A 26,494-nucleotide genomic window follows, 5' to 3' on the forward strand; every position below is an offset into this window, starting at 1 on the left:
CAGATGGCTGACCAAAGCGCCCGCCTGGCCTTCATTTTGAGCCTGACCGATAAGGTCACCGCCCCGTTGGGCAAGGTGAAAATGGGCTTTTCTGACCTGGCGGAACAGAGCGAAAAGCACATTAAGACCATGGGCCTTGGCCTGGCGGGCTTGGTCGGTGCCGGCGTGGCCATCACTCAGTCTCTGGAGCCCGCCCTGGAGATGAACCGCGCCCTGGGCGAAGTCCGATCGCTGAGTGTGGCTGAGGATGCGTTGACCGCTCTGAACCGCAAGTCGCTGGAGTTTTCGGTGGCCTACGGTGAAAACGCCCGGGACTTTGTAGCCTCGGCGTACCACATTGAGGGAGCCATAAAGGGGTTGGCGGGCAGTCAGTTGGCCACTTTCACCAACGCTAGCAACCTGTTGGCCAAGGCCACCAAGTCCGATGCGAACACCATGGGTACCTACGTCGGCACCATGTACAACCTGTTCAAAGGCCAGGCCGACGCCATGGGCAAAGGCCAATGGGTTGAGAATCTGGCCGGCCAAACCGCCACTGCAGTGCAGCTGTTTCGCACCAGTGGCGAGCAGATCGGCGAGGCATTTAAAGCCGCCGGCGGCCTGGCCAGCACCGCAGGTGTGAGCCTGGCCGAGCAAATGGCGGTGCTGGGTACACTGGGCAGCACCATGGACGGCGGGGAGGCCGGCGGCCTCTATAAATCGTTCTTTGAGAACGTCAGCGGCGCATCGGAAAAGCTCGGTATGTCGTTTGTCGACCAGCAGGGCAAGTTGCTGCCGATGATGGACATCCTGGACAAGCTCAAAGGCAAGTTTGGCGATCTGTCGATTGAGGCCAACGGCAAAAAGCTGCGTGACGCCTTTGGTGGCGAAGCGGCGCGACTGATCACCACACTGCTGGGTGACACCGACCGCTTGAAGAACGGCATGGATCGACTGGGAAATGTGCACGGGTTGGAGAACGCCGAGCGCATGGCCAAACAGATGGTAGACCCGTGGCAACAGTTCGGCGCCGCTGTGCAGGCATTGCGTATCGCCTTCGGGCAGTCGCTGATCCCGATTCTGACGCCGCTGATGGATCGCCTGGTGGCAATCGCCAGCACGCTGACCCGCTGGACCCAGTTGTTTCCCAATATCACCCGCGTGATCGGCATCACCACGTTGGTGGTGTTCGGGATCATTGCGGCCATGTCGTTGCTTACGCTGACCGTGGGCATGTCGAAAATCGTCTGGCTGGGCCTGGTCACTGTGTGGAAAGTCCTGACCATGGCCGGCCTGCGCAGTATCGCCATGTTCCTGTACCACACCGTCATGGTGATCGGGTTCGTCGCGGGCCTGGTGCTGATGGTCGCCTGGATGGGCCTGGTCAAGGGCGCGATGCTGCTGTGGCAGGGCGCCATCTGGCTGGTCAACACCGCGCTGTTGGCCAACCCGGTGACCTGGATCGTGGTCGGCATTGTCGCCCTGGTCGCTGCCGTGGCGGCGGCGATTATCTACTGGGACGAATGGACCAGCGCCCTGATGAACACCGAGGCGTTCCAGTGGATCAGTGGCCAACTGACGGCGCTGTCTGACTGGTTCAACTCCATGGGCGGTTGGACAGGCATGGCCAGCGCCGCGTGGGACGGCATCGTCAATATCTTTAAATCGGCCATCAATGGCTTGATCGAGATGCTGAACAAGATCCCCGGCGTCCAGATCGATGCCGCATTTGGCGACATGCCGAAAGCTCCGGACCTACCCGGTATTAGCGCCCCGAAGATCGACACCCCCATCTTGCCGCAGCTGATGGGCGTCCCCCAGCAGCCCAACCAGGCGCCGCCCCTGGTGATGGCGGCTGCCTCAAAGGCAGCGGCGCCGGCGATGGCCATGCCGATGCTGGAAGCCCTGCAGCCCCAGGCTCAACCGCCGGCCCTGGTCATGGCACCGGCACCCACCGCGCAGGCCGAGCAAACCCAGCAACGGATCAATGGTTCTGTGGCCGGTCTGTCACCGGCACGGCCCGAAGCCGTGCCCCGGGGCGGCTTGCTGAGCAGCATCCAGAACAACAACCAAACCCAGAACAAGGGCACCCATGTGGAGAACGTCAACATTCACACCGGTAAACCGATGAACCCGCTTGAGCTGGAAGGCATGTTGGCCATGGCGGTGGGTGGATGAGCGAATACATCGACCTGCTGATCGTCGACAACGACCTGGTGCTGGACCCGTCCCGTCAGCCGCTGCTGATCGAGGACCGGGCCAGCATCGCCCAGGACATCGCGCACATGATCCGCGAAAGCGGCCTGCTGGTGACGCTGGTCGCCGAACGCAGCCGCCTGCGTCAACGCGACTGCATCCAGCAACTGGAGCTGTTGGTGGAGGCTGACGAACGCCTGGTACCGGGCACAGCACTGATTAACCAGGTGCAATCCGGCCAGTACCTGGTCACGGCCAAAACGCTGAAGTTTGGCGACATCGAGGTGACCCTGTGAGCGACGTAGATTTTAAGCAGGCGCTCGCTGATGCCGGCATTCCCACGACCGAGGACGGCTTGCGTAAGGCTTGGGAAAAGGAAGTAGCGGCCCAGGGCAGCAAGATGAGCAACACCAGCGCTTATTCGCCGTTCTGGCGAGTGATGACCGCCCTGGTGACCAAGCCGGTCATGTGGCTGATCAGCTTTATCAGCGGCACTGTCCTGCCCAACTTCTTTGTGAGAACCGCCCGGGACAAGTGGCTGGACATGCTGGCCTGGGCGGTCAACGTCGAGCGCAAAGGCGCCACCAAGGCCCAGGGCATGCTGTTGTTCACCCGCGACGTTGCCGGCGGTGTGCTGCAGATGCCCGCCGGCATCCAGGTGCAGTCCGCAGCCATCAACGGCCATATTTATCAGCTGGTCACCACCCAGGCTGTGACCTTTGCCGATGGCGTGCTGCAGCTGGAAGTCCCGGCCCAGGCGCAAGAGGTCGGCAGTGGTTACAACCTAGCCCCGGGTTACTACGCGATTCTGCCGGTGCCCATTCCCGGCATCGTCCAAGTGGTCAACACCGACGGTTGGTTGATTGCACCAGGTGCAGATCCTGAGCCTGACGATCAGCTGCGTTTGCGGGTCCGTAACCAGTTCTCGGCGGTCAACCAGTGGCACACCGATGCGGTCTACCGGGCGATGATTTCCGCGTTCCCGGCGGTGCGGCCTGATGGCGTTTACTTCCTGCACGGTGCACCACGTGGCCCGGGCAGTGCGAACGCCTATGTGCTGTTTGAAGCGGATGTGCCGGCAGCGGCTTACCTGGAGCAAATCAACGCCCATATCCGTGACCAGGGCAACCATGGCCACGGGGACGATCTGCTGGTGTTGGTGATGCCGGAGACCCTGCACGAACTGAGTGTGACGCTGTGGCCACGTCCTGCACTGACCACCGAGCAACGCGCCAAGCTGCAGGCCGAGTCCGCGTTATTCATCCGTGCGGCCTTTCGTGAAAGTGGCACCGGTGACTATCAGCCGACGCTGACTTATCCCCAGGCGCGCTTTTCCTTCAGCCGCCTGGCCGAAGAACTCCACCAGCAGTTCGCCGGCATCGAGTCGCTGCACTTCGATAACGCCGACATCGTGTCAGAGCTGACCATCCCCCGGATCAGCAGCCTGCAGGTGGTGTTGCCATGATCAAGCTCAATTTGCCGTTCTGGCTGGATGGGCCGCAGTTGGCCAAGCTCAAAGCGGCTTGCCAGGCCTGGTGGGAGAAAGTTGAAGGCTGGATGCAGTGGCCATTGCTGCAGATGGACGCCGAGACCTGCCACCTGACCATTCTCGACCTGCTGGCCTGGCAGCGGGACATCAGCCGTTTCAAGGACGAACCGGAAAGCCTGTACCGCTTGCGGGTCAAGTTCGCCTTTATCAACGCCGTCGATGCCGGCAGCACAGCGGGGCTCAAACGCATCCTGCAGCGCCTTGGCGTGGGTTACGTGGAGATAGACGAGCGCATGCCCGATCGGGACTGGGACGTGGTGCTGTTGCGCCTTTCCGACTCCCAGCTGTCGCAGAACCCTGAGCTGTTGCGCGTGCTGATTCAGCAATACGGCCGCACCTGCCGGCGCTATGACTTCGTGACCATCACCCCCGTATCGCTGCGCATCGTCGCGGTGGACTTCAACGACGATCAGCAAACGCTGATCGCCAGCCTGTAGGAGCCCCAATGGGAGCCAGTATTACCCTTGCAGGTGAAAGCCTGATCGCCCAGAAACTGGGATCGCAACAGCGCCTTGATGTCGTGCGCTTCATTTTTGCCAACGTGCCAGGCCTGGACCCAAACGCACCGGTCAACCGCGCTGCCGCGAAGCCGCCGGCGGCTCAGATCGTGCACAGCTACACCATCCCCCAGCAAAACGTGGGGTATGTGAACCCCAACCAGGTGGTCTATAGCTCGATGTTGGGCAGTGATGTCGGGGACTTCGATTGGAACTGGATCGGCCTGGAAACCGCCGAGAACGTGTTGCTGGCCGTGGCTTACATGCCGCTGCAGCAGAAGCGCAAAAACATCCCGCCGCTGCAGCTGGGCAACAACGTGACCCGCAACATCCTGGTGGTGTTCGACGGGGCCCAGGCTCTGACCGGCATCACGATTGACGCCAAGACCTGGCAGCACGACTTCACGATTCGGCTAAAGGGTATCGACGAGCGCGAGCGTTTGAGCAACCGCGATATTTTCGGTCGGGCGTGCTTTTTCGGGCAGGCGTTCCAGGTTGAAAAGGTCGGTACCGCGTACCAGCTGAAACCAGGTTTGGCCTACGTTGAGGGGGTCCGCATTGAGCTGGCCAACACCTTACCCATCACTTTGCCGGGGTTGCCGACGGCTGTATTTGTGCATGTGGCGTTACGCCGCGAGCTGAATGACACCGTTGCTGCGTGGTCGATTGCGTATGAAGGCGTCGACTACACCGACAGTGCTGGTACACGTCACTACTTCGTTGCCTTGGCGTACCTCAAAACCTCAGACAACACCGATTTTCGGACTGTTGAACCTATCAGCGGGCCACTGATTCAGCACCTAGCCGCCCGCAATGGCGACTATGAGCACCTGCGCGCCCGGGCGACCACCAAGGACGACGTGGAGCTGGGCAATCTGCCGAACGCCATCAGCGACGACGCCGGCACCGACAGCAGCAAAATTTTGGCAACCACCAAAGCAGTGTTTGGCGTTCGCAAATTCCTGCAGCAAGCGATCGACAAACTGATCGACGGCACGACGCCGGCGGGCAAAGCCAAGCAGTTGGAAACCGCTCGCAAAGTGTCGATCAGCGGCGTCGGCACGGGTAGTGCAACTTTTGATGGTACGGCCGATGTGAACATCCAGGTCACGATGCCCGACATCGTGGCGTCCTGGAAGTACACCAAGGTCACGGTGAACTCCAAGGGGCTGGTGACTTATGGCGAAACGCTCCTGCCCTCAGATATCCCTGGGTTGGATTGGTCAAAGATCACCAGCGGCAAGCCCACCACGGTCGAGACCTACGGCATTACCAACGCCCTAGTTACCGATCGTACTACGCGGCAGCGCCCTAGCCTTGCTGCGCCGAACACGGGAGGTTTCGCCAATGGCGGGGGGGCTATCGAGATCCGCGAGGCCAAGCAGGTCGGCGGCGGCTCGACAGATTTTAGTTACGCGCCGCGAATCCTTTTCCACTGGGGCTCTTTCGTTGCTTTCGATCTGGCGATGGACCACACCGGCGCGTTGTTCTGGAACAACCAACGGATTTTCCATGAGGGGAACCTGAACCCCAGCAGCATCGTGCCTGCCGGCGCCATTATGGCTTTCGCCATGTCCGACATCCCGTCCGGCTACCTGAAAGCGAATGGTGCGGCCGTATCCAGAACAGCCTTTGCCGCGCTATTCGCCAGAATCGGTACGTTCTACGGGGGCGGCGATGGCGCGACTACGTTCAATCTCCCTGACATGCGCGGCGTGTTTCTCCGGGGCTTCGACGATGGTAAGGGGCTCGATCCGGGGCGAGTTCTCCACGCACCCCAAGGTAGTCAAAACGCCTCACACAGCCACACCGCGTCGAGCGATGTCCAGGGTGCACACAGCCACGGCATGTATCCCATCATTCTGAACATTGCCACTAACCAGGGTGGTGGCCACTACTCGGTGGGGCCAAGTCCAACGGCTGCAGGCCCAGTTGCCGGCGCTCATAACCACACCATCACCGTCGACGCATCCGGGGGCAACGAGTCGCGCCCGGTCAACGTCGCAGTGGTTTATTGCATTAAGCATTGAGGTCCAACATGAAAACCAAAACGGTCTATCAGACCAATCAACTGGGCCTCTACATCGGAACAACAGAGGCTGACGAATCCCCCCTGGAACCAGACGTGTTCCTGATTCCTGGTGGTTGTGTGGAGGTCGCACCACCGAAGATCCCGGCCAACAAAGGCGCCTGCTGGAGCAATGGTAAGTGGGTTCTGGTCGATTACTTTGACGGCTTGATTGTCTACAGCACCACCACGGGTGAACCGTTGACGGTCACCGGCGTGGGGCCGATCCCTAGCGGATACACCACCCAAAAGCCGGGCCCCGACCAGGTCTGGAAGAACGGCGAATGGGTAGACGATATTGGCGCGATTCTGGCAACGCTGTATGACCAGAAGCTGCAGGAGGTCAATGACGGCTGCAATCGTCATATCGAAAGCGGGTTTGTCTCCAGTGCCTTGGGCGAGCCCCACTGTTACGCCAGCCAGATGGACGATCAAATCAACCTCACAGGCATGGTGCTGAGCGGGTTGGATGCCAGCTATGCCTGTTTCGACGCCAACCTGGTGAAAGGCTTCCGCCCGCATACGTCAGTGCAACTGCACCTGGTGGGCCAGGACCTGGTGCGCTTCAAGCAGGCAGCATTGCAGCACGCCGACAACCTCAAGCAGGACTTGGCCACCGCGCTCAAAGACAAAAAGCTCAAGGTGATGAAGTCCATCAAATGGACACCGCCGGCATGACCTGGGATGCAGTGAAAATGCGCTGGCCAGAACAGGCCACCCAGTGGATGGGCCAGCTGTCAGACGCGCAGAACCTGGCAGGCGGCGAGCTGGCCAGCACCGCCAAACGCCTGGCCGATCTCAACGGCAAGACCACGACCAACCCGGGGCCGGTGGGTGATGCGGCCCAGGGCGCGATCGCTGCAGGGCGTGCCGCGCTCGCTGATCAAATGGGCGAGGCCCCGGCCTGCCTGGTGGTGACGCCGTTTCAAAGTGGGGTTGGCCAGGGTCGCGGCTATCAGCGTTTTTTGTCTGCACCGAACTTGCTGCAGCACCTGGCCGGCAAGCTGGTGGATGTCAGCGATATTGGCCGGCCCGACGCCCCCCAGCACGCGCTGTGCCTACTGTTCCTGGCCACCCGTTTCGATCAGTTGGCCGACAGCCTGGCGCGCTTCAACGCTTTGCTGCCGATGCCTGACCTGGTGCGAACCGAGCGCCGAGCGCGGCACCTGTCGAAGCTGGAGACGGAAAAGTGGGAGATCCCCGCCGCCGGCACCTTGCCGCGCTGGCAGTCTCTACCCCTGGAGCGTTGCACCGTGGTCAAAGCAGCCCAGCAGTCCATGGCCGGCCAGATTGCCGTCCTGGAGAGCTACGCCGCCGACAGCTCACCCATGGCGGCACTCTCGGACCTGGCCAGCCGCAAGGCCGCCCAGCAACAGGGCCGTGACCAACAGCTGGCCGACCTCAAAGCCCTGCTGTCCGGCGGCAACGCTGATAGCAGCATGCGTGCGCGGCTGATCGGCCCGGGCAACGCTACTGAGCTGCGCCAGGCGCTGTTGGCAGGTGATTCCCCGGGTCATGAGTGGGTGTTGTGCGCCGGAGCGCTGCTGGTTGGATCTGAGCAGGGCCTGAGCTTTGTTCGTGAACTGGTGGGCCTATGACGCTGCTACTCGACGGGCAAGAGGTGCGCGGGAAGAACCTCAAGGTCACCGGCAACCTGCGTATTGAAAGCGACGATCTGTCAGGCCAGACCAGCAACACCGACAAGGGGCACAAGGGATTCAAGCCCAAAACCCTGACCGTCAGCCTGATGATTCCTTTCGTTGACCAGGTGCAGCTGCGCGACCTGATGCGCCTGGTGGAAGCGACCGCCGGCGGTGGCCAGCTTAAGACGTACCGGATCGTCAACGACACCGCCGCCGCGTTTGGCATGCGCCAGGTGACATTCACCGAAGGCGTGAGCGCCCGGGAAGATGACAACCTGCGCGGCTGGCTGATCCAGTTCACCCTGACTGAAAAGCTTTCCAACCCAGAAAAAGTGGAAGGGCGCCGATCGGGCAACGCGGTGACGGCGCAGTCTGGCCCGGGCGGCGCGGTCGGTGGCACCGGTGGCGACACACCAGGTGGCCCCGAAGAACTGACCGGCTTTGAAGCCACGTTAAAAAAAGTGGATACCTGGTTGGGTGGGAGTCCCAAGGCATGAAGCTACACAAGGAATTGACCATCAGCGGGGCGCCTTACGTCCTGGTTAAAAACGAAGTCCGGCTGGATGCGAAAAGCCCGGGCCGGGCGACGTTCACGATCCAGGCTACGGCGCCGGTCAAGGGGCTGGTGACACTCGATATCGGCTACAACAGCAGCACGCTGCAGCGACACTTCATTGGCTACGTTGAGCGCAGCAGCACGGCCAGCAGCACCCAGCAGGTGCTTTTCTGTCGCGAGCTGGCCGCGATCCTGGCCAACCCGCTGCCGCTGAACCTGCGTCACGTCGATCTGCGCGCCGTCCTGGTCGAGATCGGCCAGCACACCGGTTTGCGCTTTCGCGTCCCCGAACAGCCGTATGCCAGCGTTAAGGCGCCGTTTTTCTACAGTCTGGCCGCTGGCTATCAAGCCATGGACAGCCTGGCCCGGGTTTTCAACATCCCCGACTTCATCTGGCAGCAGCAGGGTGACGGGGAGGTATTCGTGGGCAGCTGGACTGACAGCTTCTTCGGAGTTCGCTCGCCGCTGCAGCTGCCGGTGGAGCTGTTCGACGACTACCAAGGCAACCAGAGCGCAATGATTGCAGCCCTTCCCGGGTTGCGACCAGGTGCAATGATCAACCACGGCGAGCGCATCACCAGTGTCGCGCTCATCGACAACCAGATGGCCATCCGATGGACGACGCAATCCGCCGCAGCGTAGAACGACAATTCCCCGAACTCACCGGTGGTTACCACCTGCCACGCTTTGCCCGGGTTGTCGCCGTGGCCGATGCACCCGCCGGCGCCGGGATCTGCGACGACTTCCGCCCGCGTTACGCGGTCGACATCGAGGTCATGGGCCCGGACGGCGAGCCAGACACCAAGCTGCCGATCCTGGCCGGCGTGCCCTTGCCGCTGCCCACCGGTGGCGAGGAAATGGGCATTTATGCGTTCCCCGAAGAAGGCACCCAGGTTGTGGTGTGCTTTGCCTACGGCCTGCCACACAAGCCCTATATCCAGACCATTCTGCCCCACGGCCTGAGCATGCCCAGTGTCCCGAAGGGTGACCAGGTGTGGCAGCACAGCGAAGCCTGTCAGCAGCGCGTCGACGCCGACGGCAACTGGCTGCGCCAGACTGACGGTAAGATCCTGGACAAGGCGATCGAGCGGGAAGTGAAGGCGATGGGCAACACCGAGCGGTACCAGAGCCACACCAGTACCGTGGACGATCATTCAACTGAGTCGGTGGGGGGTACCAAGACCCTGGAGGCGCTGGGCGCGCTCAAGCTGCTATCGGGAGGATCTGCAAGCTTGGCGGCAGTGGATGATCTACACCAGGCGACCGGGAGGGACTTGAACCTGGTAGTGGGGCAGAAGCACAACGCTACGGTGGGTGGCGACATGGAGGAAAGGATTGAGGGACTACGCAAGAGTGTCGCTGCGGTCAGCCAGAGGATTGTGGCGCCTAAGACTTGGTTAGGGTCCGATGGAGTGAACGTATTGCGGGTGTTGTGTGATGTGCTAAATCTATTGGAAGAAATGAACCGTCAGATAGCGGAGCACACACACGGACCTACACCCGCGCCGGGAAATGCAGTGAATTTTACAAGAAGCGCCGCAGAGATGGCGGCATTGCATCAAGTGATGGCGCTAATTACGATATAGTTTGGTTAAAGTGAGTTGTATTCGTTTTCAAACCTAATATTTGCGCGTGCGCATGCATGCTTGGGGCAACTTCCCGATGAAACCACTCTATGTTTCCTTCTTCAAGGTCAGGATGCTTTCCCCAAGCTAAGTAGTTGTACGTGTCCGTGTGCTGATAAGGCTCTCTACCAGCATACTTACATAAAATGTCATAGTAGTCTCGAGCATATCTATATGCAGCGATGGCTTCTCGGGTACTGTCTCCTAAGGTGCCATGCAGTCTCGCCTCATTAGGCTCGTAAGATTCTAGGCTCACGGGGATGAGTTTGACTTTTTCCGACAATGTTTCATATATTTCTGAAAGTCCCATCGCAACACTGAGGTAGAAGAGATTAGGGCACGCATTTATTAAGTAGTGTCCAATGATGCTCCTTGGTTCTCGCTCGCCTCTTATTGTTGCGTCGATATGTTTTTCGAAGGTTATAAACGAGATTTCAATTTTCACAAAAAAATCGTTTTCAACTTCAGGTGTTCCTTCTTCAGGTCGGCCTTTGAAACAGTTGTCATATAGTCGTGGGTTTATTTTGAAATTTGCGTTAAAGCAATCTAGGTAAGTGGCTTTTTCATATCTCTCAAAATAGGAAAAAAATTCGGTTCTATGTAAGTAGTAGGATTCTAAATTGCTCTTCCTCATAGCGATTGAGATTTGCTCTGCAGTTTGTTGTGTCGAGTGAAAGCTTGCCACAGTAACTGCTAGGGGAACCGCTATTGACAGCATGGCTAATGGGAACTTGCTAATGCTGATGAAAACGTTCAGACCAGTGGTCGAAAGGTCTGGGGTATAATCTTTCCAGATAATCGTTCCGAACATTAGAAAGTAGCATATTGGTATTGAAATGCTTAACCAGAATAGCTTTTGCTCTAATAGCCCTGTCTGAGAGTTTAGTTTTAAAGTTGACTTGCATCTGTTTAAAAGATTGCCGTTTGGTTCTAGAAAAATCATTATTAAAAAAGGAACTGCTACAGGGGATGTAATGACTAAAAAAAACCAAAAAATTTCCATGTTGTATCTGCTCTCCTTTGGCAGGTCATCCCATAATAACTTATCAAGGCTTCAGTGTGACGCTCTCGATTTCGACAGAAAGCCTGTCAAGAGGCGACACTAAGTCATCAGTTAGGTGCTTCGTTTCGTTCAGCTATTCACTTAAGTCGATTTTTAAGCTTCGCCATTAGTAGCATTGTCGTAGAAAACTTGATGGTTTTCTATACTCTTTCCTCGGTAAGTTTGGCGCTCTCGTTCAGCCGATTTGGCTCCTGTCAGGCACCGATAGCTTGGATGACCCTCATCCCGGTAATTGCCTCACCTTCGACTGAAAGCGGCAGCGCCTAGCTAGGGGCCAGTATGCTGGATTCTAAAAGAAATCACGGCGAAAGAAAAAACTCAGGAAAAAGCACTTATCCCCCTCCCGCCGACGGGGTTTGCGTCCTTTTTTTGTGCAAACCCAGATGTAGTGCAAACGAACCCGCAGCCCAGGCGGGCCGGCACGCTCTACGGGCGACCGGCAGTTTCACTGATTGCAAAGATTTGAAGAGAAGTGCAGGGCGGTCGCACAGCGACGTAGAAGGCGATCATGAACGGGGCAGGGTTGGAGGCCCCGGGTTCATTGGTTGGAAGGGAGGAAAACGTAGGAATACGGGCATTTTCCGAAACGAGATAGGTCTTTTTTCTCGCCGTCTGTAGCTGTCTTTGAAGAGGCTGAAAGCTGCCATAAGCCACGAAACGTGTGGGCCTTGTCGAGATTGAAGCATTTCACAATTTGTCCCGCCTCCTTAGCTGGCTCCTGACCTTTTCAGGCGTGCCAAGCCTTGCTTGATATGCCCCGCGTTCTCACCGATTGCCTCTAAGGCCCCACGCACGTTTTCAGCTACTTCTGCTGAGCCTTGTTGTTCCAGGCGTAGGGTGATCTCCATCACGGCTGCTTCAAGTGCCAACTGATTCTCGTACATCCTTTCAAGCACATCTGAGAGCGAATAATCAGGCGTCATATGAAGGTTCCTATAGTGAACTATCAGACTAGCCTCAAGCTGCAGGATTCGCCTCACAGACGGCTATTTTGGAACTAGGGCTGGGGAAAAGGTAATTTCGGTTAGGAAGGGTACTAAAGCCGCTGCAGACCACGTAGTCCGTGGGTTTGACGCATTACCTTGAGGGGTAATATTTGGTAATGGCAAAGGTAATATTCGTCCAAGTGCCCGGTTTTGCTGGGGATTGAGCTTGTCAGGAATTACTCGCTGAAAAGGTAACGACCTAACCTTTAAATTACCAAATTATTACCTTTCTAAATATCATTCAACCAATTGAATTTAAAGGTTTTTATTCTAATTTCTTCACCGTATTACCAATATTACCTTTTTCCCATGCCTCAACATAAAACGACCGGGATGCCGTTTTTTACCCCATTCCAACCCTCTCGCACTAACTTGGTGCAAAAGCCATGGGACTACCATGGGACTGAGAATGCCAATTTTTTGGAGACGTAACATCGCTGCAGCCCTTGTAAACCGGGTACTTGCATAGTGAAAGTAACTTTGCGGGTAGTTTCGAATCTCTCCTTCACCGCCAAATTCGATGTAAACAAAACCCCTGGTTTCGAGAGAAACCAGGGGTTTTGTTGTTTCAGGGGTATGACAGCCTTTAGGCAGCAAGCTCAACGCTTCAGGCCTGCACGTACACCCAAGCCCTGAGCAGCGTTATGCTATTTACGATATAGCGATAGGACAGGGCACCCAAGGGAATTTGCTAGAAATGCAGCCAGGCCAGGCTACCCAATACTACTGCCATACCGCCTGCTGCATACGACATCCGCTTCAACCACTCCCGCCGCGTCAGTAAGGTAATCGCTGCCAACGAAATCGCGATCTGAATCGCGGTCATTGCCTGGGCCCAGCGATGATGCTGGTGCAGCGCCTGTTCCGATTTTTCATCCCATTCCTTTGATGTGGCTTCAAGCTTCTCGGCCTGTTTGCGCACGTCTTCCTTCTGGTTCTTGTAGCGCTCGATTTCTTCCTTGTAATGCCCCGCGTCCACACCGGGAATATGAGTGGCCAGTTCCGCGAGGTTTTGCCGGCTGGACTTGGCCTGGTAGTAGTTCCATTGGTTGGCCGCTTCGGTCTTGAAGATGGCGGCGTTGTTCTTGTCCATCGCCGCTTCGCTTTCGGTGGAGCCGGCCTGGTAGCTGAGCATGGCGCCGAGGGTGGCCATGAGGGCGGTCATCACGGCGATGCGGCTGGCGAAATTGTCGCCGCGGCCGTGGGCATGTTCGGTGGTGTGTTCGAGGTGTTTTTCGTGGGGGCTTGGGACTTCGAAGGCTTCGGACATGGGGGCGTCTGTGAAGGGGATGAGGGAGTCTGATTCTTTACCAATGAAGCTGTCTCAAGCCTGTACATAACGCCGGATCAACCATCCGTATACTGCGATGTTGATCACCAGCACCAACGCGCCCAGGCCCAGCTGGATCTGCGGAGTCAGGCCGGCGGGGTAGATCAGCGTGAGAATGTAATGCTCGATAAATCCACCGCCATAGCCGTCCTGCCCGGCGAGGTGACGAAACAGATTCTCCCAGCGGGTCAGTGGGCAGGGCAGGTGGAACACTTCGACCGCCACGCCCCATGCCGCGGCGGGCAGGTGCAGCCAGATCGCCGGGCGCCATTTCAGCGCAAGCAACCCGCCGAACAGGACAAAGAGGATGAAGCTCAAGTGAAATAGCACGAGGCTGTCGGCAGCTAGACGGTAAAGCATTGCGGGTACTTTGAAAGGTGAGGTTCACAGTCTAAAGGGTTGCTTGCTGACAAGTGTGACCGTTATTGTGCTGAATCCTTTTAGTCCTTCCCCCCAAGGATCTGTTTTGATGAACGCACCGCGTAGAGTCGGCCCAATCAAGGCTGTGATTTTCGATATGGACGGGTTGTTGCTGGACACTGAAGGCATCTACACCGAAGTCACACAGATCATCGCTGAACGCTACGGCCGCACCTACGATTGGGGCATCAAGCAGCACATCATCGGGCGCGGCGCCCAGGATTTGGCTGACTACGTGGTGAAGGCGCTGGATCTTCCGATCACGCCCGCCGAATTCCTGACGATCCGTGAACCGCTGATGAGCGAGCGCTTCCCAAAAGCCTTGGGCATGCCCGGCGCGGAAGTCTTGGTGCGGCACTTGAAGGCACATAACATCCCGATTGCCGTGGGCACCAGTTCGTCGCGCAATTCGTTTGGCCACAAGACCACCTTGCACCGCGAATGGTTTGGCCTGTTTGACACCATCGTCACCGCTGACGACCCGGAAGTCGGCGCCGCTAAACCTGCGCCGGACATCTTCCTCACCGCCGCCCGCCGCCTGGGCGTTGCACCCGAGGATTGCCTGGTGTTCGAGGATTCGCCGTTTGGCGTCACCGCCGCCAAGGCTGCGCACATGACCGCTATCGCCGTACCGGATGAAGCCATGGCCGACAGCAAATACCACCACGCCGACCAGATCATCCGCAAGCTCGCGGACTTTGACCTGGCGGCCTACGGCCTGCCCCCTCGACCTTGACTGATCGCGGTTAAAAATGTGGGAGGGGGCAAGCCCCTCCCACATTTGATTTGCGGTGTTCAGGAAGCCCTAGGCGCTGAAGCCACCATCAATGGTCAAGCTTGCACCGGTGATGTAGCCCGCTTCCGGCCCTGCGAGGTAAGCCACAAAGCTGGCAATTTCCTCGACATGCCCATACCGACCCACCGCCATCAACCCAATCAAACTCTCGGCAAAATCACTGTTCGCCGGGTTCATATCGGTATCCACCGGCCCAGGCTGCACATTGTTGATGGTGATACCCCGTGGCCCCAGATCCCGCGCCAGACCCTTGGTCAACCCCACCAGCGCCGCCTTGCTCATGGCATATGGGCCACCACCGCCAAACGGCATGCGTTCGGCATTGGTGCTGCCGATGTTGATCACCCGACCCCCTTCACCCATATGCTTGGCCGCTTCCTGGGTGGCGATAAACACGCTGCGTACGTTGATCGCCAGGGTCTGGTCAAAATCTTCCAGCTTGAAGTCTTCCAGCGGCGCGATGGCCAGCACACCGGCGTTGTTCACCAGAATGTCCAGGCGGCCAAAGGCTTCGACCGTGGCGTTGACCGCGTTGCGGATGGCGCCGGCATCGGCACTGTCGGCGTGGATCGCCAGGGCTTTGCCGCCTTCGCTGATCACGCTGTTCTGCAATTCTTCAGCCTTGGCAGCCGAGCTGACGTAGGTAAAAGCGACTGCTGCACCCTGCGCCGCGAGGCGTTTGACGATAGCGGCGCCGATGCCGCGAGAACCGCCTTGAATCAAGGCGACTTTGCCGCTGAGGTTCTGTGTGGTCATGTCGATCTCCTAGCTGTTCAAGGCGGGATGCCTTGTTGTTGGAACCGAGTATCGACCTCGCCAGCCCCTCCCGGTAGACCGTGATTGCTATAGTCTGTGTAAACCAAAAGTTTAGAGTGGGTCGGTATGGAAAGCTTTGGCAGTATCGAATGCTTCGTGCGCAGCGCCGAAGGTGGCAGCTTTGCTGAAGCGGCGCGGCACCTGAGCCTGACCCCGGCAGCCGTCGGCAAAAGTGTCGCCAAGCTGGAGGCGCGCCTGGGTGTGCGCTTGTTCCAGCGCAGCACTCGGCGCCTGACGCTGACCGAGGCTGGCAAACTGTTTCTCGACGAAGTCAGTGGCAGCCTCACCACCATCCAGAACGCCGTGGCCAACCTGGCCAGTGCCGAAGGACGGCCAGTGGGCACGCTCAAGGTCAGCATGGGTACGGTGTTTGGTAATCGGTATGTGGTGCCGCTGCTGGGGACGTTCATGCAGCGGTTTCCGGATATCAGCCCGGACTGGCATTTCGATAACCGCCAGGTCGACTTGATCGGGCAGGGCTTCGATGCCGCCATTGGTGGTGGTTTCGAGCTGCCCCAGGGCGTGGTGGCGCGCAAGTTGACGCCGGCTCATCGCGTGCTGGTGGCGTCACCGGGCTACTTGGCGCAACGCGCTTCGGTATCAACCCCAGAGGACTTGGCGCGTTGCACCGGGATTCTCATCCGCTCACCGCAAACCGGCCGCATCCGCTCCTGGCAATTGACCAGCACCGAGCGTGAACACCGCCCGCTGGTGCTCAAACCAGGCATGACCATGAGCGACTCCGAAGCCGCCTGCTGCGCCAGCGCCCAGGGCCTGGGCATCGCTTTGGTGAGCATGCCCATGGCGGTGCCGTTCCTGGACAGCGGCGCGGTGGTGCGGGTGCTGCCCGAGTGGTACGTCGACGACGGTAACATCTCCATTTACTACGCCGAACACAAACTGCTGCCCGGCAAGACCCGCGCATTCGTGGATTTCATCATCGAGCAATTTGCCGAACAGCAGTTGGGGCAGCGATTCAGTGCCATTTGATTACACTCTCACACCGCATCGCGGCCATCGCAGGCAAGCCAGCTCCCACCTTGGAATGCATTCCCCTGTGGGAGCTGGCTTGCCCGCGATGGCCACACCTCGGTCTACCGTCCGAACTGGCCCGGCCAGCCAATCACCTTCTTCGCCCTCGGCGTTGCATAGGTCCTGATCTTCGACGTCGACAACCCCAACCGCACCAGCGACTCGGCGATGGTCACCGCAGCGGTCACACCGTCCACCACCGGCACACCGGTGCGCTGGCGAATCTGCTCATCCAGCCCGGCCATGCCACCACAGCCCAGGCAGATCACCTCGGCCTTGTCTTCGCTGATGGCCAGTTCGGCCTGGCGCACGATGGCTTCCATGGCCGCCAACGGATTTTCTTCCAACTCCAGCACCGCCATCCCACTGGCCCGCACCGAGGCACAGCGTTGGTACAGGCCGGCCAGTTTCAGGCGGTCTTCGATCAGCGGGACGGTGCGGTCCAGGGTGGTCACCACCGAGTAGGCGTGACCGAGGAACATCGCCGTGCTGGCGGCCGCTTCGGTGATGTCCACCACCGGCACGTTCAGCAGTTCCTGCAAGCCTTCGCGGCCGTGCTCGCCGTAGCCGGCCTGGATCACCGCGTCGAACGGCTGGTCGTAGGCCATCACCCGGTCCATCACCGCGATGGCCGCCAGGTAGCTTTCAAAGTTGCCTTCCACCGACTCCGCGCCGAAGTAGGGCGTGAGCCCGACAATCTCAGTGCCGGGCGCAGCCACCGCCCGTGCCTGCTGGGCGATGGTTTCAGTGATGGATTCGGTAGTGTTGACGTTGACCACGAGGATACGCATGGAATGTCCTTGATTAATGACTGACGTTATCGACTGCAATGCTTTCGCCGCTGACATCGGCGTAGAACGGCTGACGCTTGGCGATCAGCAGGTACAGCACCCCTGCAATACCGGCGCCAAACATCCAGGAAAACGGAGACACGCTGGCGAAACCGGGCAGCAGCGCCAGGAGAATGGCAATCACGGCTGCGGGAATAAAGGCCGCTACTGCGCGTAAATTGACCCCACGGCTGTAGTAATAAACGCCATTCGGGTCTTCGCTATACAGCTGCAATACGTCCACCCGGCTTTTACGGATCAACCAGTAATCCACCATGATCACCCCATACAGCGGCCCCAGCAGGGCGCCCAGGCCGGAAAGGAAATAGACGATCACCAACGGGCTGTTGTAGAGGTTCCACGGCAGAATCAACACCGCCACGGTGGCGCTGATCAACCCGGCGCGACGGAAGTTCAGGTACTTGGGCGCCAGGTTGCTCAGCACAAAGGCCGGTGCGACGAAGTTGGCCATGATGTTCACTGCCACGGTGACGATCAGGAACGCCAGGCAACCGAGCACCAGGAAAAAGGTGCTGGGAATCGCCGCGATGATTTCAGTGGGGCTTTCGATCACCCGGCCATTGAGCTGGAATTGCCCGCCACACAGCAGCACGGTGATCACGGCAAACACCAGGATATTCACCGGCAGGCCCCAGAAGTTGCCAACCTGGATGGTTTTGCGGCACGGCGAAGAGCGGGCGAAGTCGCAGAAATTGAGGATCAGCGTGCCGTAGATCGCCAGCCACAGCGCGCCACCGGCAAATATATTGCGCCACATCTCGCCGCCGCGCAGCGGTTCGCGGATCGACCAGGCGATATTCCCAGCGGTTTGGAAATACATCCAACCAGCCAACGATGCCACCGTCAGCAGAATCACCGGCCCGGCGAAGCCTTCGTAGCGGCGCACCATCTCCATGCCGTAGGCCAGGATCACCAATTGCACCAACCAGATCGCCACGAAACAGGCCCAGCCGAGCGACGACAGGCCCAGGATCGAGTTGTGGTCGTAGTCGGCAAAACCCGGATGAATTGCCGTTAAAAGCACTCGGAAAACTACCGAAGCCAAGTAGGTCTGGATACCGAACCAGGCAATCGCAATCACCGCGCGAATCAACGCCGGAATCTGCGCGCCATGAATGCCGAAGCTGATACGGCTGATCACCGGAAAGGGCACGCCGGTCTTCTGCCCCATGTATCCCGACAGGTTCATGAAGAAGTACACCAGCGCCGCGCCAATCCCTAAGGACAGCAGAATCTGCCAGCCGCCCAGGCCCAAGGCATACAGGCCAATGGCGAAGGAATAGTTGGCGATGTTGTGCACGTCATTGGTCCACAGCGCAAAGATGCTGTAGCGCCCCCAGCGCCGGCCTTCGACTTTGGTGGGCGCCAAGTCCTTGTTGTGCAGGCGTGGGCTGAGCACCAGCGGGCCTGGCTCGATGGCTTCGGGCTTCAGGGAGGAGGGCAGATCCAGTGCGATGTTATTCGAGAGGCTTGTACGCATTCCGGCAGGCTCCAGCGCATCGGCAGCCAAGCCGCAGATGGCAAAGTGTATGTAGGTTTTGTATTTATTGTATACAAAGCGCATTTCACCTTAAGCCACTTGCGTGCCAGTTTCTGATCTATGAAAACTGTGGGTAATTTCGTTTTTATAGGCGCATGAAATAACTAGCTGAATTCAAAGCGATATAAATTGACCGTTTGAACAGCTATTTATTTTGTTGGGTGAAGTGTGTGCAAAACAGCGAGGGTGTTGAGGCGGGGAAGAATGTAACTTTTCGGTGCGTAATTTTATAAGTGCACACAAGAATGGCACTAATGGTGACATTCTTGTGTACAGATCGAGGGTCACGCCTTGCTGATGATATTCCCCGCATGCAGCCCGCATTCCTTCTGCGTGGCTTCTTCCCACCACCAGCGGCCTTCGCGTTCGTGCTGGTTCGGCAGCACCGGGCGGGTGCAGGGTTCGCAGCCGATGCTGATAAAGCCACGCTCATGCAGGCTGTTGTACGGCAACTCCAGCATACGGATGTAACCCCAGACTTCCTCACTGGTCATCTGCGCCAGCGGGTTGAACTTGTACAGGGTGCGTTCCGGGGTGGAGAAGGCTGTGTCGATTTCCAGCGCCGCCACCTGGCTGCGGGTGCCCGGGCTCTGGTCACGGCGCTGGCCGGTGGCCCAGGCACTGACGCCGGAGAGTTTGCGGCGCAGCGGCTCGATCTTGCGTACGCCGCAGCATTCGCCATGGCCGTCCTTGTAGAAGCTGAACAGGCCCTTTTCTTTGACGAAGGGTTCCAGTTTGCTCTGGTCCGGCGAGATCAGTTCGATGTCGATTTTATAGAACTCGCGCACCTGCTCGATAAACCGGTAGGTCTCCGGGTGCAGGCGGCCGGTGTCGAGGCTGAACACCTTGACGTTCTTGTTCAGCTTCCAGGCCATGTCCACCAGCACCACGTCCTCGGCGCCGCTGAAGGAAATCCACAGGTCATCACCGAACTGGCTGAACGCCAGTTTGAGAGTGTCCTGGGCAGATTTGTTGGCGTAAGTCGCGGCGAGTTCAGCGACGTCGAAGGCTTGGTTCATCAGGACGGTTCCTACAGGTCAGTGGCGCTGAGCGCTCTATAGGGGAGCGATGGTATCAAAATCCGCTCTGCGTTGCGGCGGCGAGCTTGAATCGCTAGAGTTCGGCAGTCCTTTTGCTCGCTCAACCGACAACATCAACAATGGGAGTGTCTTGTGGAAATTGCCTGTCTCGACCTGGAAGGGGTGCTGGTGCCGGAAATCTGGATCGCCTTCGCCGAAAAAACCGGTATTGAATCCCTGCGGGCCACCACTCGGGACATTCCCGACTACGACGTGCTGATGAAGCAGCGCCTGCGCATCCTCGATGAACACGGGCTCAAGCTCGCGGATATCCAGGCAGTGATCGCTACCCTCAAGCCGCTGGACGGCGCTGTCGAGTTCGTCAACTGGCTGCGCGAGCGCTTCCAAGTGGTGATCCTGTCCGACACCTTCTATGAATTCTCCCAGCCGCTGATGCGTCAACTGGGTTTCCCGACCTTGCTGTGCCACCGCCTGATCACTGACGAAACCGATCGCGTGGTGAGTTACCAACTGCGCCAGAAAGACCCGAAGCGCCAGTCGGTATTGGCCTTCAAGACCCTTTACTACCGCGTGATCGCCGCCGGTGATTCCTACAACGACACCACCATGCTGGGCGAAGCCGACCGTGGGATTCTGTTCCATGCGCCGGAGAATGTGATTCGCGAGTTCCCGCAGTTCCCGGCGGTGCACACCTTTGAGGACTTGAAGAAAGAGTTCATCAAGGCGTCGAATCGGGCGTTGAGCCTGTAAGTTTTTCAGTGCGGCGGATGGCCTCTTCGCAGGCAAGCCAGCTCCCACCTTTGGGTGGTGTGAACCCGATCAATTGTGGGAGCCGGGCTTGCCCGCGATGGGGCCTCCACAGACGCCGCAAATCTCATATGCCAGCCAGTAAGCGCTCATAAGGAATGCGTAAGCCCTCATGCAAGCGCTTGATCATCGACAAGCTCAACTTGCGCTTGTGATTGAGCACTTCGGACACCCGCCCGCTGGTGCCGATAAATGGCTCCAGGTCGCGGGCGGTCATGCCCAGTTGCTCCATGCGAAATTTGATCGCTTCCACAGGGTCCGAGGGCGGCATCGGAAAATGCTCTGCCTCGTACTTCTCAATGAGGACAGCAAGAATTTCCAGCTCGTCACCCTCAGGTGAGCCGATCTGCGCTCCCCATATCTGCTCCACGCGCGCAAGCGCAGCAGTTAGATCCTCATGGGAATGTATAGGTTTGATGTTCATCACACGGTCTCCGCGTTGATCTGATCATACTGGGCATGAGTCCCCACGAAACGTATGAACCCAAGCTGTCGCTGATAGTTGATCGCAATGATCACTCGGTACTTGTTGCCGGCCACGTTGAAGACAACCCTGCCACTTTTAAGAATGCTTGCCGCTCTAAGCTCTGCTTTGAGCGCTTGCGGCGTTGGGTAATTCGCCTTTTCCATATGGCGATACAGCTCGACAAGAGGCGTTTTGGCGTCGGAATAAGCTGAGTGGCTTTCCCAGAATATTCGCAAGGTAGAGAGAGATTATTCGCATCGCTGCCACCTCCCAATTTGGGAGGTGATAGGTGTGGTTGAGTTGAGATGCAATCTCGGAAACAATTTCTGACGAGTAAGCAGACGCTTCATGTGATCCCTCACAAACGGCGGGTCGCCGGTCAGAGCTGGACGCTATCTTCCAGTTCACTCAGCGTCCACAGTCGTTCCGTATCAGGATCTTTCTTCCTGCCTGGCCCTATGTTGCAGAGCCAGGAGGAGCCTGGGGGCTACAGGTTTTCCAAAGTTTGTAACAGCACCCGCACCTTGGTCAGCGACTCCTGATACTCCGCCTCCCACTGCGAATCCGCCACAATCCCGCCGCCACCCCAGCAGCACACCTGCCCATCCTTGACCAACAAACTGCGAATGGCGATGGAGCTGTCCATCTCTCCCCGCACATCCAGATACACCAGCGACCCGCAGTACAACCCGCGTCGCGTCGGCTCAAGTTCGTCGATGATCTGCATCGCGCGGATCTTCGGCGCGCCAGTGATGGAGCCGCCTGGGAAGCTGCCGGCGATCAGGTCGAGGGCGTCTTTGCCATCGGCCAATTCGCCGATGACGCTGCTCACCAGGTGGTGCACGTTGGGGTAGCTCTCCAGGCTGAACAGCTCTGGCACGCTCACCGAGCCTGTGCGGCAGGTGCGGCCGAGATCGTTGCGCAGCAGGTCGACGATCATCAGGTTTTCGGCGCGATCCTTGGGGCTGGCCAGCAGTTCGGCGGCGTTGGCGGCGTCGTCTTCGGGCGTCAGGCCGCGGGGGCGGGTGCCTTTGATCGGCCGGGTTTCGACGCGGCGCTCGCTGATATGCACAAAGCGCTCGGGCGACAGGCTCAGCACCGCGCCGTCGTCCGGCAGGCTCTGGAATCCGGAGAACGGCGTCGGGCAGGCTTCGCGCAGGGCGCAGTAGGCAACCCAGGGATCGCCCGCGCACGACGCTCGGAAGCGCTGGGCAAAGTTGACCTGGTAGCAGTCGCCTGCCTGGATGTAGTCCTGGATGCGCACGATAGCCTGGCGATAGGCCTCGGCGCTGAGGTCCGGAGCCATGGGGCCTTTAAGCTTGAAGGTCACCGCGTTGCTGGCTACCGGCTGGCTGAACAGAGTGATCAAGCGTTGTTGCTCGCTCTCGGCCAGTGCCGGATGAAACACAAGCTGGCTGGTCTGCGCCTGATGATCGCTGATCAACGCCCAGGCATATAGCCCGAAGCGCGCGTCCGGCAGGTGCAAATCGTCCGCGGCAAGGTGCGGCATGTGCTCAAGATGGCGACCAAAATCATAGCTCAGGTAGCCGATCAGCCCGCCCGCAAACGGCAGCTCATAGCCCGCGGGCAGATCCGCCTCGCCCAACTGCGTAAGGTTTTCCCGCAAGCGTTGCAGGAAATCACCACCGCTTTCGTCAGGTGAAACCGTCAATGTCGCTTGTGGCCAGGCGCTCAGCAGGTCATAACGCCCGCGCTCAGCTGCCGGTCGGCCGCTGTCCAGCAGCACCGCGCCAGGCGCATTGCGAATCGCCGCAAAATACGCAGCGGGGTTGGCCTGGTAAGGCAGTGGGTATACAGAGCAGGTCGACATGCGAGGCGAATCAGCTATGGGCATAGAAGGGGCGGCAATTGTACCGCATTCCACTGTAGGCGCCGGCTTGCCGGCGATGCGATCTTCAGCCTTCCACAGGTGGAATATGCCCAAACATTTCCTGCACGAACCTCACCCGCTCCTCCGGCGTTTCCGTTACGCCAGCGGCTTTCAGTTCTTCCAGCCGCGCTTCCACCGCATGCGTACGCAGGGTCAAACCGCAGTCGTTGGCAATCTGGATATTCAGCCCCGGCCGCGCGTTCAACTCAAGAATCAGCGGGCCTTTCTCCTGGTCCAGCACCATGTCCACGCCGATATAGCCCAACCCGCACAGCTCATAGCAACCCGCCGCAAGCTTCATGAAACCGTCCCAGTTGGGCAGTTGCACGCCATCCACCGCGTTGGTGGTGTCGGGGTGTTTGGTGATGATGTTGTTTAGCCAGGTGCCCCGCAGGGTCAGGCCGGTCGCGAGGTCGACACCCACGCCAATCGCCCCTTGGTGCAGGTTGGCCTTGCCGCCCGACTGACGGGTCGGCAAGCGCAGCATGGCCATCACCGGGTAGCCCATCAGCACGATGATGCGGATGTCCGGCACGCCTTCATAGCTGATGCTCTTGAAGATCTGGTCAGGCACCACGCGGTATTCGATCAACGCACGGTCGCGGTGGCCGCCGAGCGAGTACAGGCCGGTGAGGATGCTGGAAATCTGATGCTCAATCTCTTCATGGCTGATGATCTTGCCGGACACCGTGCGATAGCGCCCTTCAAAGCGGTCTGCCACCACCAGGATGCCGTCACCGCCGGCGCCCTGGGCCGGCTTGATCACGAAGTCGCTGCGCCCGCCGATGATATCGTCGAGCTTGTCGATCTCCTTCTCGGTGGAAATCACCCCGTACATCTCCGGCACATGAATGCCGGCGGCCAGTGCGCGCTCCTTGGTGATGATCTTGTCATCCACGATCGGGTACAGGCTGCGCTTGTTGTACTTGAGCACGTAGTCGGCGTTACGCCGATTGATGCCCATGATTCCCCGCGCTTCCAGGGCTTTCCAGGTCTTCCAGAAACCGAACATTACTGGTCAGCCTTCAGGAAGGCCTTGAAACGCACCAGCTCGGTCAGGCGGTAGCCGCGATAACGACCCATGGCCAGCATGAAGCCCACCAGAATCAGCAGGATTGCCGGGAAGGTAAACACGAAGTACACCAGCTCCGGCACGCTCATGATCAGGTGCGCCAGGGACGCGGCGAACAGCGTACCAATCGCCACTTTCAGCGCATGGTTGGCGCCGCGCTCTTCCCAGGTGATCGACAGGCGTTCGATGGTCATGGTCAAAATCACCATCGGGAACAGCGCCACCGACAACCCGCGCTCCAGCCCCAGTTTATGGCTGAACAGGCTGATCGCCGCGATCAGCACCACCACGAACGTCAGCACCACCGACAACCTCGGCAGCATCTGCAATTTCAGGTGTTCCAGGTACGACCTGAGGGACAGCCCCAGCGCCGTGATAATCGTAAACAGCACAATCCCGAAGCCCAGTTGCGTCTCGCGGAACGCCAGGGCGATCAGTACCGGCGTGAACGTGCCCAGGGTCTGCAGGCCGATCAAGTTGCGCAGGATCAAAATCACCAGCACGCCAATCGGGATCATCACCATGATCATGAAGGTCTGCTGGGTTTGCAGCGGCAGGCCGTACAGCGAATATTCGAGGAAGTTGGCGTCGGTGTTCTCGTCCGTCAGCTTGGCCAGGCGAATCGCGTTCATTTCGCTGTTGTTCAGGCTGAAGGTCACCATGGCCTTCTTGCCGCCATCGACGGTGATCAGGTTTTCATCACCGGTCCACCACAGCAGGCGGTCGGTGGGCAGGCCCTGTTCGCCGGTTTCCGGGTTGAAGTACAGCCAGTCACTGCCATTGAAGCTGCGCAGCCAGAGTTCCGGGGTTTGCGGCTGGTCGGCCACCAGGCGGATGGTGTGGACCTTTTCCACTGGTACGTGGGCGATGGACAGCAGCAACTCGACGATCTTGGCCTTGTGCGGGATGGAGGGGTCGCCCGCCAGCAGCAGCTTCACATTGTCGTCATTGAGGTTGTTGGTGCGCTTGATGGCTTCGCTGATAAAGGTCTCGACGTCGGCCGAGTGCTGGCGGATCGGCGCCAGCAGGGCTTCGGCGGCGATTTTTTCCGGGCCTTCCACGGCAATGCTGTCGCGGAAGGTCGGGCCCTTGACCTTGACCTTTTCACCGCTGTAACGCTTGGTGAGGACCAGGCGGTAATACAGGGTCTGGTTGCCCTTGGCGCGGCGTGCCGACCAGGTCACCTTGCGGTTGCCGTCGGTGCGGTTGACGCTCACGCCGTAGTTGTTCGAGATAAAGCTCTCGTTGAGGCTGACGAAGTCGCGGCTCAGGGGCGGCACGAACATCTGGATCTTCACCGGGTCTTTCGGGTTGGCGACGAACTCGACCTTGGCGTCGATGTTCCACAAGTCGTCGGTGGCGTCCTCGGTGACGGGGATCCCCAGCACGAAGATCTGGTAGGCGGTGACCGAAATACCCAACACCACCAGGATGGCGATGAGGATTTTCAGGTGCAGGGTCAGAGAGCGCATTCGGTTTACTCGGCGGTATGAGCGTCGGCGGCGCAGGCGGGTTTGCCTGCTGCGTATTTAAGACTGGGGTCGACCAGCGCATCAAAGCGTTTCAGCGCTTCGGAGCCGATCAGCAGCGGGTATTGGAATGCGCTGCGGTCAGTCAAGTTCACTTCGATGCTGCGTAAAGCGGTGCCCATGCAGATATCCAGGGCAATCACCGGACGGGCGGTGTAGTTCTTGTCCTCATCGGGGTCATAGTCACCGGCGCGGCGCTTGATCTTGCTGACGCGGGCCAGGGGGCGTTCGATGGGGTGGGAATGGGCAGTGTCGATGGCCAGGTAGAAACGCACCCAGGATTCGCCGTTGCGCTTGAAGCGCTTGATATCGCGGGCACTGAGGGAGGCGGTCTTGGCGCCGGTGTCCAGTTTGGCGGCGACTTCCAGGTCGATCCCGGCCAACTGGGCGTATTCGTTGAGGCCGTACACGGTCTTCTCGGCGGCGACGCCAAGGCCCGGTGCAGCCAGGAGGCAAATCAATAGAAGGAAGGGCTTGAGTCTCATAAATCCCGAGGCGGTGCAGTGCGATGTTCAATTCAAGGCGACTGGCATTACTGCGCAAGCTCCCTCGTGCGCCGTTTCATCTCGCGATGTCAGGCAAAAGTGGCGGGCATTCTAACATGATGCTTTTTTGGCGCCAGCGCTGGCAGGCGGCCATGCCCTGCAAGGGTGCATCGGCGGTTATTAGACGATTGTCGACAATATGGATTTATTCTTTGACTATCCAGGGCTGATTGGCTAGTTTTTGCGGCATTGCTTTT

The 26,494-nt window shown here is 58.8% G+C and carries 27 protein-coding genes; 13 read left to right on the forward strand and 14 right to left on the reverse strand.

Going from position 1 to position 26,494, the window contains the following annotated elements; all coding sequences use genetic code 11:
* Positions 1-3: 3 nt before the first annotated feature.
* Genes EJ576_RS13875 through EJ576_RS13920 form a run of 10 tightly spaced genes read left to right on the forward strand, consistent with a single transcriptional unit; the run spans position 4 to position 10,074 of the window.
* Entirely contained in the window at positions 4-2,157 is a 2,154-nt protein-coding gene (locus EJ576_RS13875; protein ID WP_126570554.1) for a phage tail tape measure protein, read from the forward strand.
* Positions 2,154-2,471 carry a DUF2590 family protein gene (locus EJ576_RS13880; protein WP_126570555.1) on the forward strand — a complete coding sequence of 106 codons (318 nt, stop codon included), beginning with the start codon at positions 2,154-2,156 and terminating at the stop codon, positions 2,469-2,471. The genes EJ576_RS13875 and EJ576_RS13880 overlap by 4 nt, the downstream gene beginning before the upstream one ends.
* Entirely contained in the window at positions 2,468-3,640 is a 1,173-nt protein-coding gene (locus EJ576_RS13885; protein WP_126570556.1) for a baseplate J/gp47 family protein, read from the forward strand. The genes EJ576_RS13880 and EJ576_RS13885 overlap by 4 nt, the downstream gene beginning before the upstream one ends.
* A complete protein-coding gene (locus EJ576_RS13890) occupies positions 3,637-4,161 on the forward strand; it encodes a phage tail protein (RefSeq protein WP_126570557.1) in 525 nt (174 codons plus the stop codon). The genes EJ576_RS13885 and EJ576_RS13890 overlap by 4 nt, the downstream gene beginning before the upstream one ends.
* Positions 4,162-4,169: 8 nt before the next feature.
* Entirely contained in the window at positions 4,170-6,251 is a 2,082-nt protein-coding gene (locus EJ576_RS13895) for a phage tail protein (RefSeq protein WP_126570558.1), read from the forward strand.
* A gap of 8 nt (positions 6,252-6,259) precedes the next feature.
* A complete protein-coding gene (locus tag EJ576_RS13900) occupies positions 6,260-6,967 on the forward strand; it encodes a hypothetical protein (protein ID WP_126570559.1) in 708 nt (235 codons plus the stop codon).
* Positions 6,964-7,887: a hypothetical protein gene (locus EJ576_RS13905; RefSeq protein ID WP_126570632.1), complete on the forward strand. Its 924-nt coding sequence runs from the start codon at positions 6,964-6,966 to the stop codon at positions 7,885-7,887. The genes EJ576_RS13900 and EJ576_RS13905 overlap by 4 nt, the downstream gene beginning before the upstream one ends.
* Positions 7,884-8,429, forward strand: a complete 546-nt coding sequence (locus EJ576_RS13910) for a hypothetical protein (protein WP_063033533.1) — start codon at positions 7,884-7,886, stop codon at positions 8,427-8,429. Before EJ576_RS13905 ends, EJ576_RS13910 begins: the two co-directional genes overlap by 4 nt.
* Entirely contained in the window at positions 8,426-9,130 is a 705-nt protein-coding gene (locus tag EJ576_RS13915) for a hypothetical protein (protein WP_126570560.1), read from the forward strand. Before EJ576_RS13910 ends, EJ576_RS13915 begins: the two co-directional genes overlap by 4 nt.
* On the forward strand, positions 9,103-10,074 hold the full coding sequence (locus EJ576_RS13920) for a hypothetical protein (protein WP_126570561.1): 972 nt from the start codon (positions 9,103-9,105) through the stop codon (positions 10,072-10,074). Before EJ576_RS13915 ends, EJ576_RS13920 begins: the two co-directional genes overlap by 28 nt.
* Here EJ576_RS13920 and EJ576_RS13925 read toward each other — a convergent pair.
* The 4 genes from EJ576_RS13925 to EJ576_RS13940 form a co-directional block, all read right to left on the reverse strand.
* The gene (locus EJ576_RS13925; RefSeq protein ID WP_126570562.1) at positions 10,064-11,116 is read right to left on the reverse strand and encodes a hypothetical protein; all 1,053 of its coding nucleotides are present in this window, start codon (positions 11,114-11,116) and stop codon (positions 10,064-10,066) included. The genes EJ576_RS13920 and EJ576_RS13925 overlap by 11 nt on opposite strands.
* 767 nt (positions 11,117-11,883) lie before the next feature.
* Positions 11,884-12,099 carry a hypothetical protein gene (locus EJ576_RS13930; protein WP_126570563.1) on the reverse strand — a complete coding sequence of 72 codons (216 nt, stop codon included), beginning with the start codon at positions 12,097-12,099 and terminating at the stop codon, positions 11,884-11,886.
* A 754-nt stretch (positions 12,100-12,853) separates the two neighbouring features.
* Positions 12,854-13,432: a DUF4337 domain-containing protein gene (locus tag EJ576_RS13935; RefSeq protein WP_126570564.1), complete on the reverse strand. Its 579-nt coding sequence runs from the start codon at positions 13,430-13,432 to the stop codon at positions 12,854-12,856.
* A gap of 54 nt (positions 13,433-13,486) precedes the next feature.
* Positions 13,487-13,852, reverse strand: a complete 366-nt coding sequence (locus tag EJ576_RS13940; RefSeq protein WP_123474549.1) for a DUF2784 domain-containing protein — start codon at positions 13,850-13,852, stop codon at positions 13,487-13,489.
* Between the two features lie 109 nt (positions 13,853-13,961).
* On the opposite strand from EJ576_RS13940, the gene EJ576_RS13945 reads away from it, so the two are divergent.
* The gene (locus EJ576_RS13945) at positions 13,962-14,648 is read left to right on the forward strand and encodes an HAD-IA family hydrolase (RefSeq protein WP_126570565.1); all 687 of its coding nucleotides are present in this window, start codon (positions 13,962-13,964) and stop codon (positions 14,646-14,648) included.
* Between the two features lie 69 nt (positions 14,649-14,717).
* On the opposite strand, the gene EJ576_RS13950 is transcribed toward EJ576_RS13945, so the two are convergent.
* A complete protein-coding gene (locus tag EJ576_RS13950) occupies positions 14,718-15,464 on the reverse strand; it encodes a 3-oxoacyl-ACP reductase family protein (protein ID WP_033901224.1) in 747 nt (248 codons plus the stop codon).
* Positions 15,465-15,590: 126 nt separating this feature from the next.
* Here EJ576_RS13950 and EJ576_RS13955 point away from each other — a divergent pair, with 126 nt between their 5' ends.
* Positions 15,591-16,514, forward strand: a complete 924-nt coding sequence (locus EJ576_RS13955; RefSeq protein WP_122726509.1) for a LysR family transcriptional regulator — start codon at positions 15,591-15,593, stop codon at positions 16,512-16,514.
* 104 nt (positions 16,515-16,618) lie between these two features.
* Here EJ576_RS13955 and EJ576_RS13960 read toward each other — a convergent pair whose 3' ends face one another.
* The 3 genes from EJ576_RS13960 to EJ576_RS13970 form a co-directional block, all read right to left on the reverse strand.
* The gene (locus EJ576_RS13960; protein WP_068935389.1) at positions 16,619-17,347 is read right to left on the reverse strand and encodes an aspartate/glutamate racemase family protein; all 729 of its coding nucleotides are present in this window, start codon (positions 17,345-17,347) and stop codon (positions 16,619-16,621) included.
* A 13-nt stretch (positions 17,348-17,360) separates the two neighbouring features.
* Complete coding sequence (locus EJ576_RS13965; RefSeq protein ID WP_126570566.1) at positions 17,361-18,887, reverse strand: NCS1 family nucleobase:cation symporter-1; 1,527 nt, start codon at positions 18,885-18,887, stop codon at positions 17,361-17,363.
* A 344-nt stretch (positions 18,888-19,231) separates the two neighbouring features.
* Positions 19,232-19,966: a phosphoadenylyl-sulfate reductase gene (locus EJ576_RS13970; protein WP_126570567.1), complete on the reverse strand. Its 735-nt coding sequence runs from the start codon at positions 19,964-19,966 to the stop codon at positions 19,232-19,234.
* 153 nt (positions 19,967-20,119) lie between these two features.
* Between EJ576_RS13970 and thrH the strand changes: the two genes are divergently transcribed.
* Positions 20,120-20,737: a bifunctional phosphoserine phosphatase/homoserine phosphotransferase ThrH gene (thrH, locus tag EJ576_RS13975; RefSeq protein WP_095017258.1), complete on the forward strand. Its 618-nt coding sequence runs from the start codon at positions 20,120-20,122 to the stop codon at positions 20,735-20,737.
* 124 nt (positions 20,738-20,861) lie between these two features.
* Here thrH and EJ576_RS13980 read toward each other — a convergent pair whose 3' ends face one another.
* From EJ576_RS13980 to EJ576_RS14005, 6 genes are all read right to left on the reverse strand, one after another.
* Positions 20,862-21,218 (reverse strand): type II toxin-antitoxin system HigA family antitoxin, encoded by a 357-nt coding sequence (locus EJ576_RS13980; protein ID WP_126570568.1) that lies wholly within the window; start codon positions 21,216-21,218, stop codon positions 20,862-20,864.
* Positions 21,218-21,496, reverse strand: a complete 279-nt coding sequence (locus EJ576_RS13985; protein ID WP_126570569.1) for a type II toxin-antitoxin system HigB family toxin — start codon at positions 21,494-21,496, stop codon at positions 21,218-21,220. Before EJ576_RS13985 ends, EJ576_RS13980 begins: the two co-directional genes overlap by 1 nt.
* A gap of 251 nt (positions 21,497-21,747) precedes the next feature.
* Entirely contained in the window at positions 21,748-23,091 is a 1,344-nt protein-coding gene (gene pabB, locus EJ576_RS13990; protein ID WP_126570570.1) for an aminodeoxychorismate synthase component I, read from the reverse strand.
* Positions 23,092-23,176: 85 nt separating this feature from the next.
* Positions 23,177-24,163: an alpha-L-glutamate ligase-like protein gene (locus EJ576_RS13995; RefSeq protein WP_123474544.1), complete on the reverse strand. Its 987-nt coding sequence runs from the start codon at positions 24,161-24,163 to the stop codon at positions 23,177-23,179.
* A complete protein-coding gene (locus EJ576_RS14000) occupies positions 24,163-25,695 on the reverse strand; it encodes an inactive transglutaminase family protein (RefSeq protein WP_122726520.1) in 1,533 nt (510 codons plus the stop codon). Before EJ576_RS14000 ends, EJ576_RS13995 begins: the two co-directional genes overlap by 1 nt.
* Positions 25,696-25,700: 5 nt before the next feature.
* On the reverse strand, positions 25,701-26,237 hold the full coding sequence (locus EJ576_RS14005) for an ATP-dependent zinc protease (protein ID WP_028617525.1): 537 nt from the start codon (positions 26,235-26,237) through the stop codon (positions 25,701-25,703).
* Positions 26,238-26,494 lie beyond the last annotated feature (257 nt).

The sequence above is a fragment of the Pseudomonas sp. C 49-2 genome (genome assembly GCF_003970195.1).
GTDB classification, from domain to species: domain Bacteria; phylum Pseudomonadota; class Gammaproteobacteria; order Pseudomonadales; family Pseudomonadaceae; genus Aquipseudomonas; species Aquipseudomonas canadensis.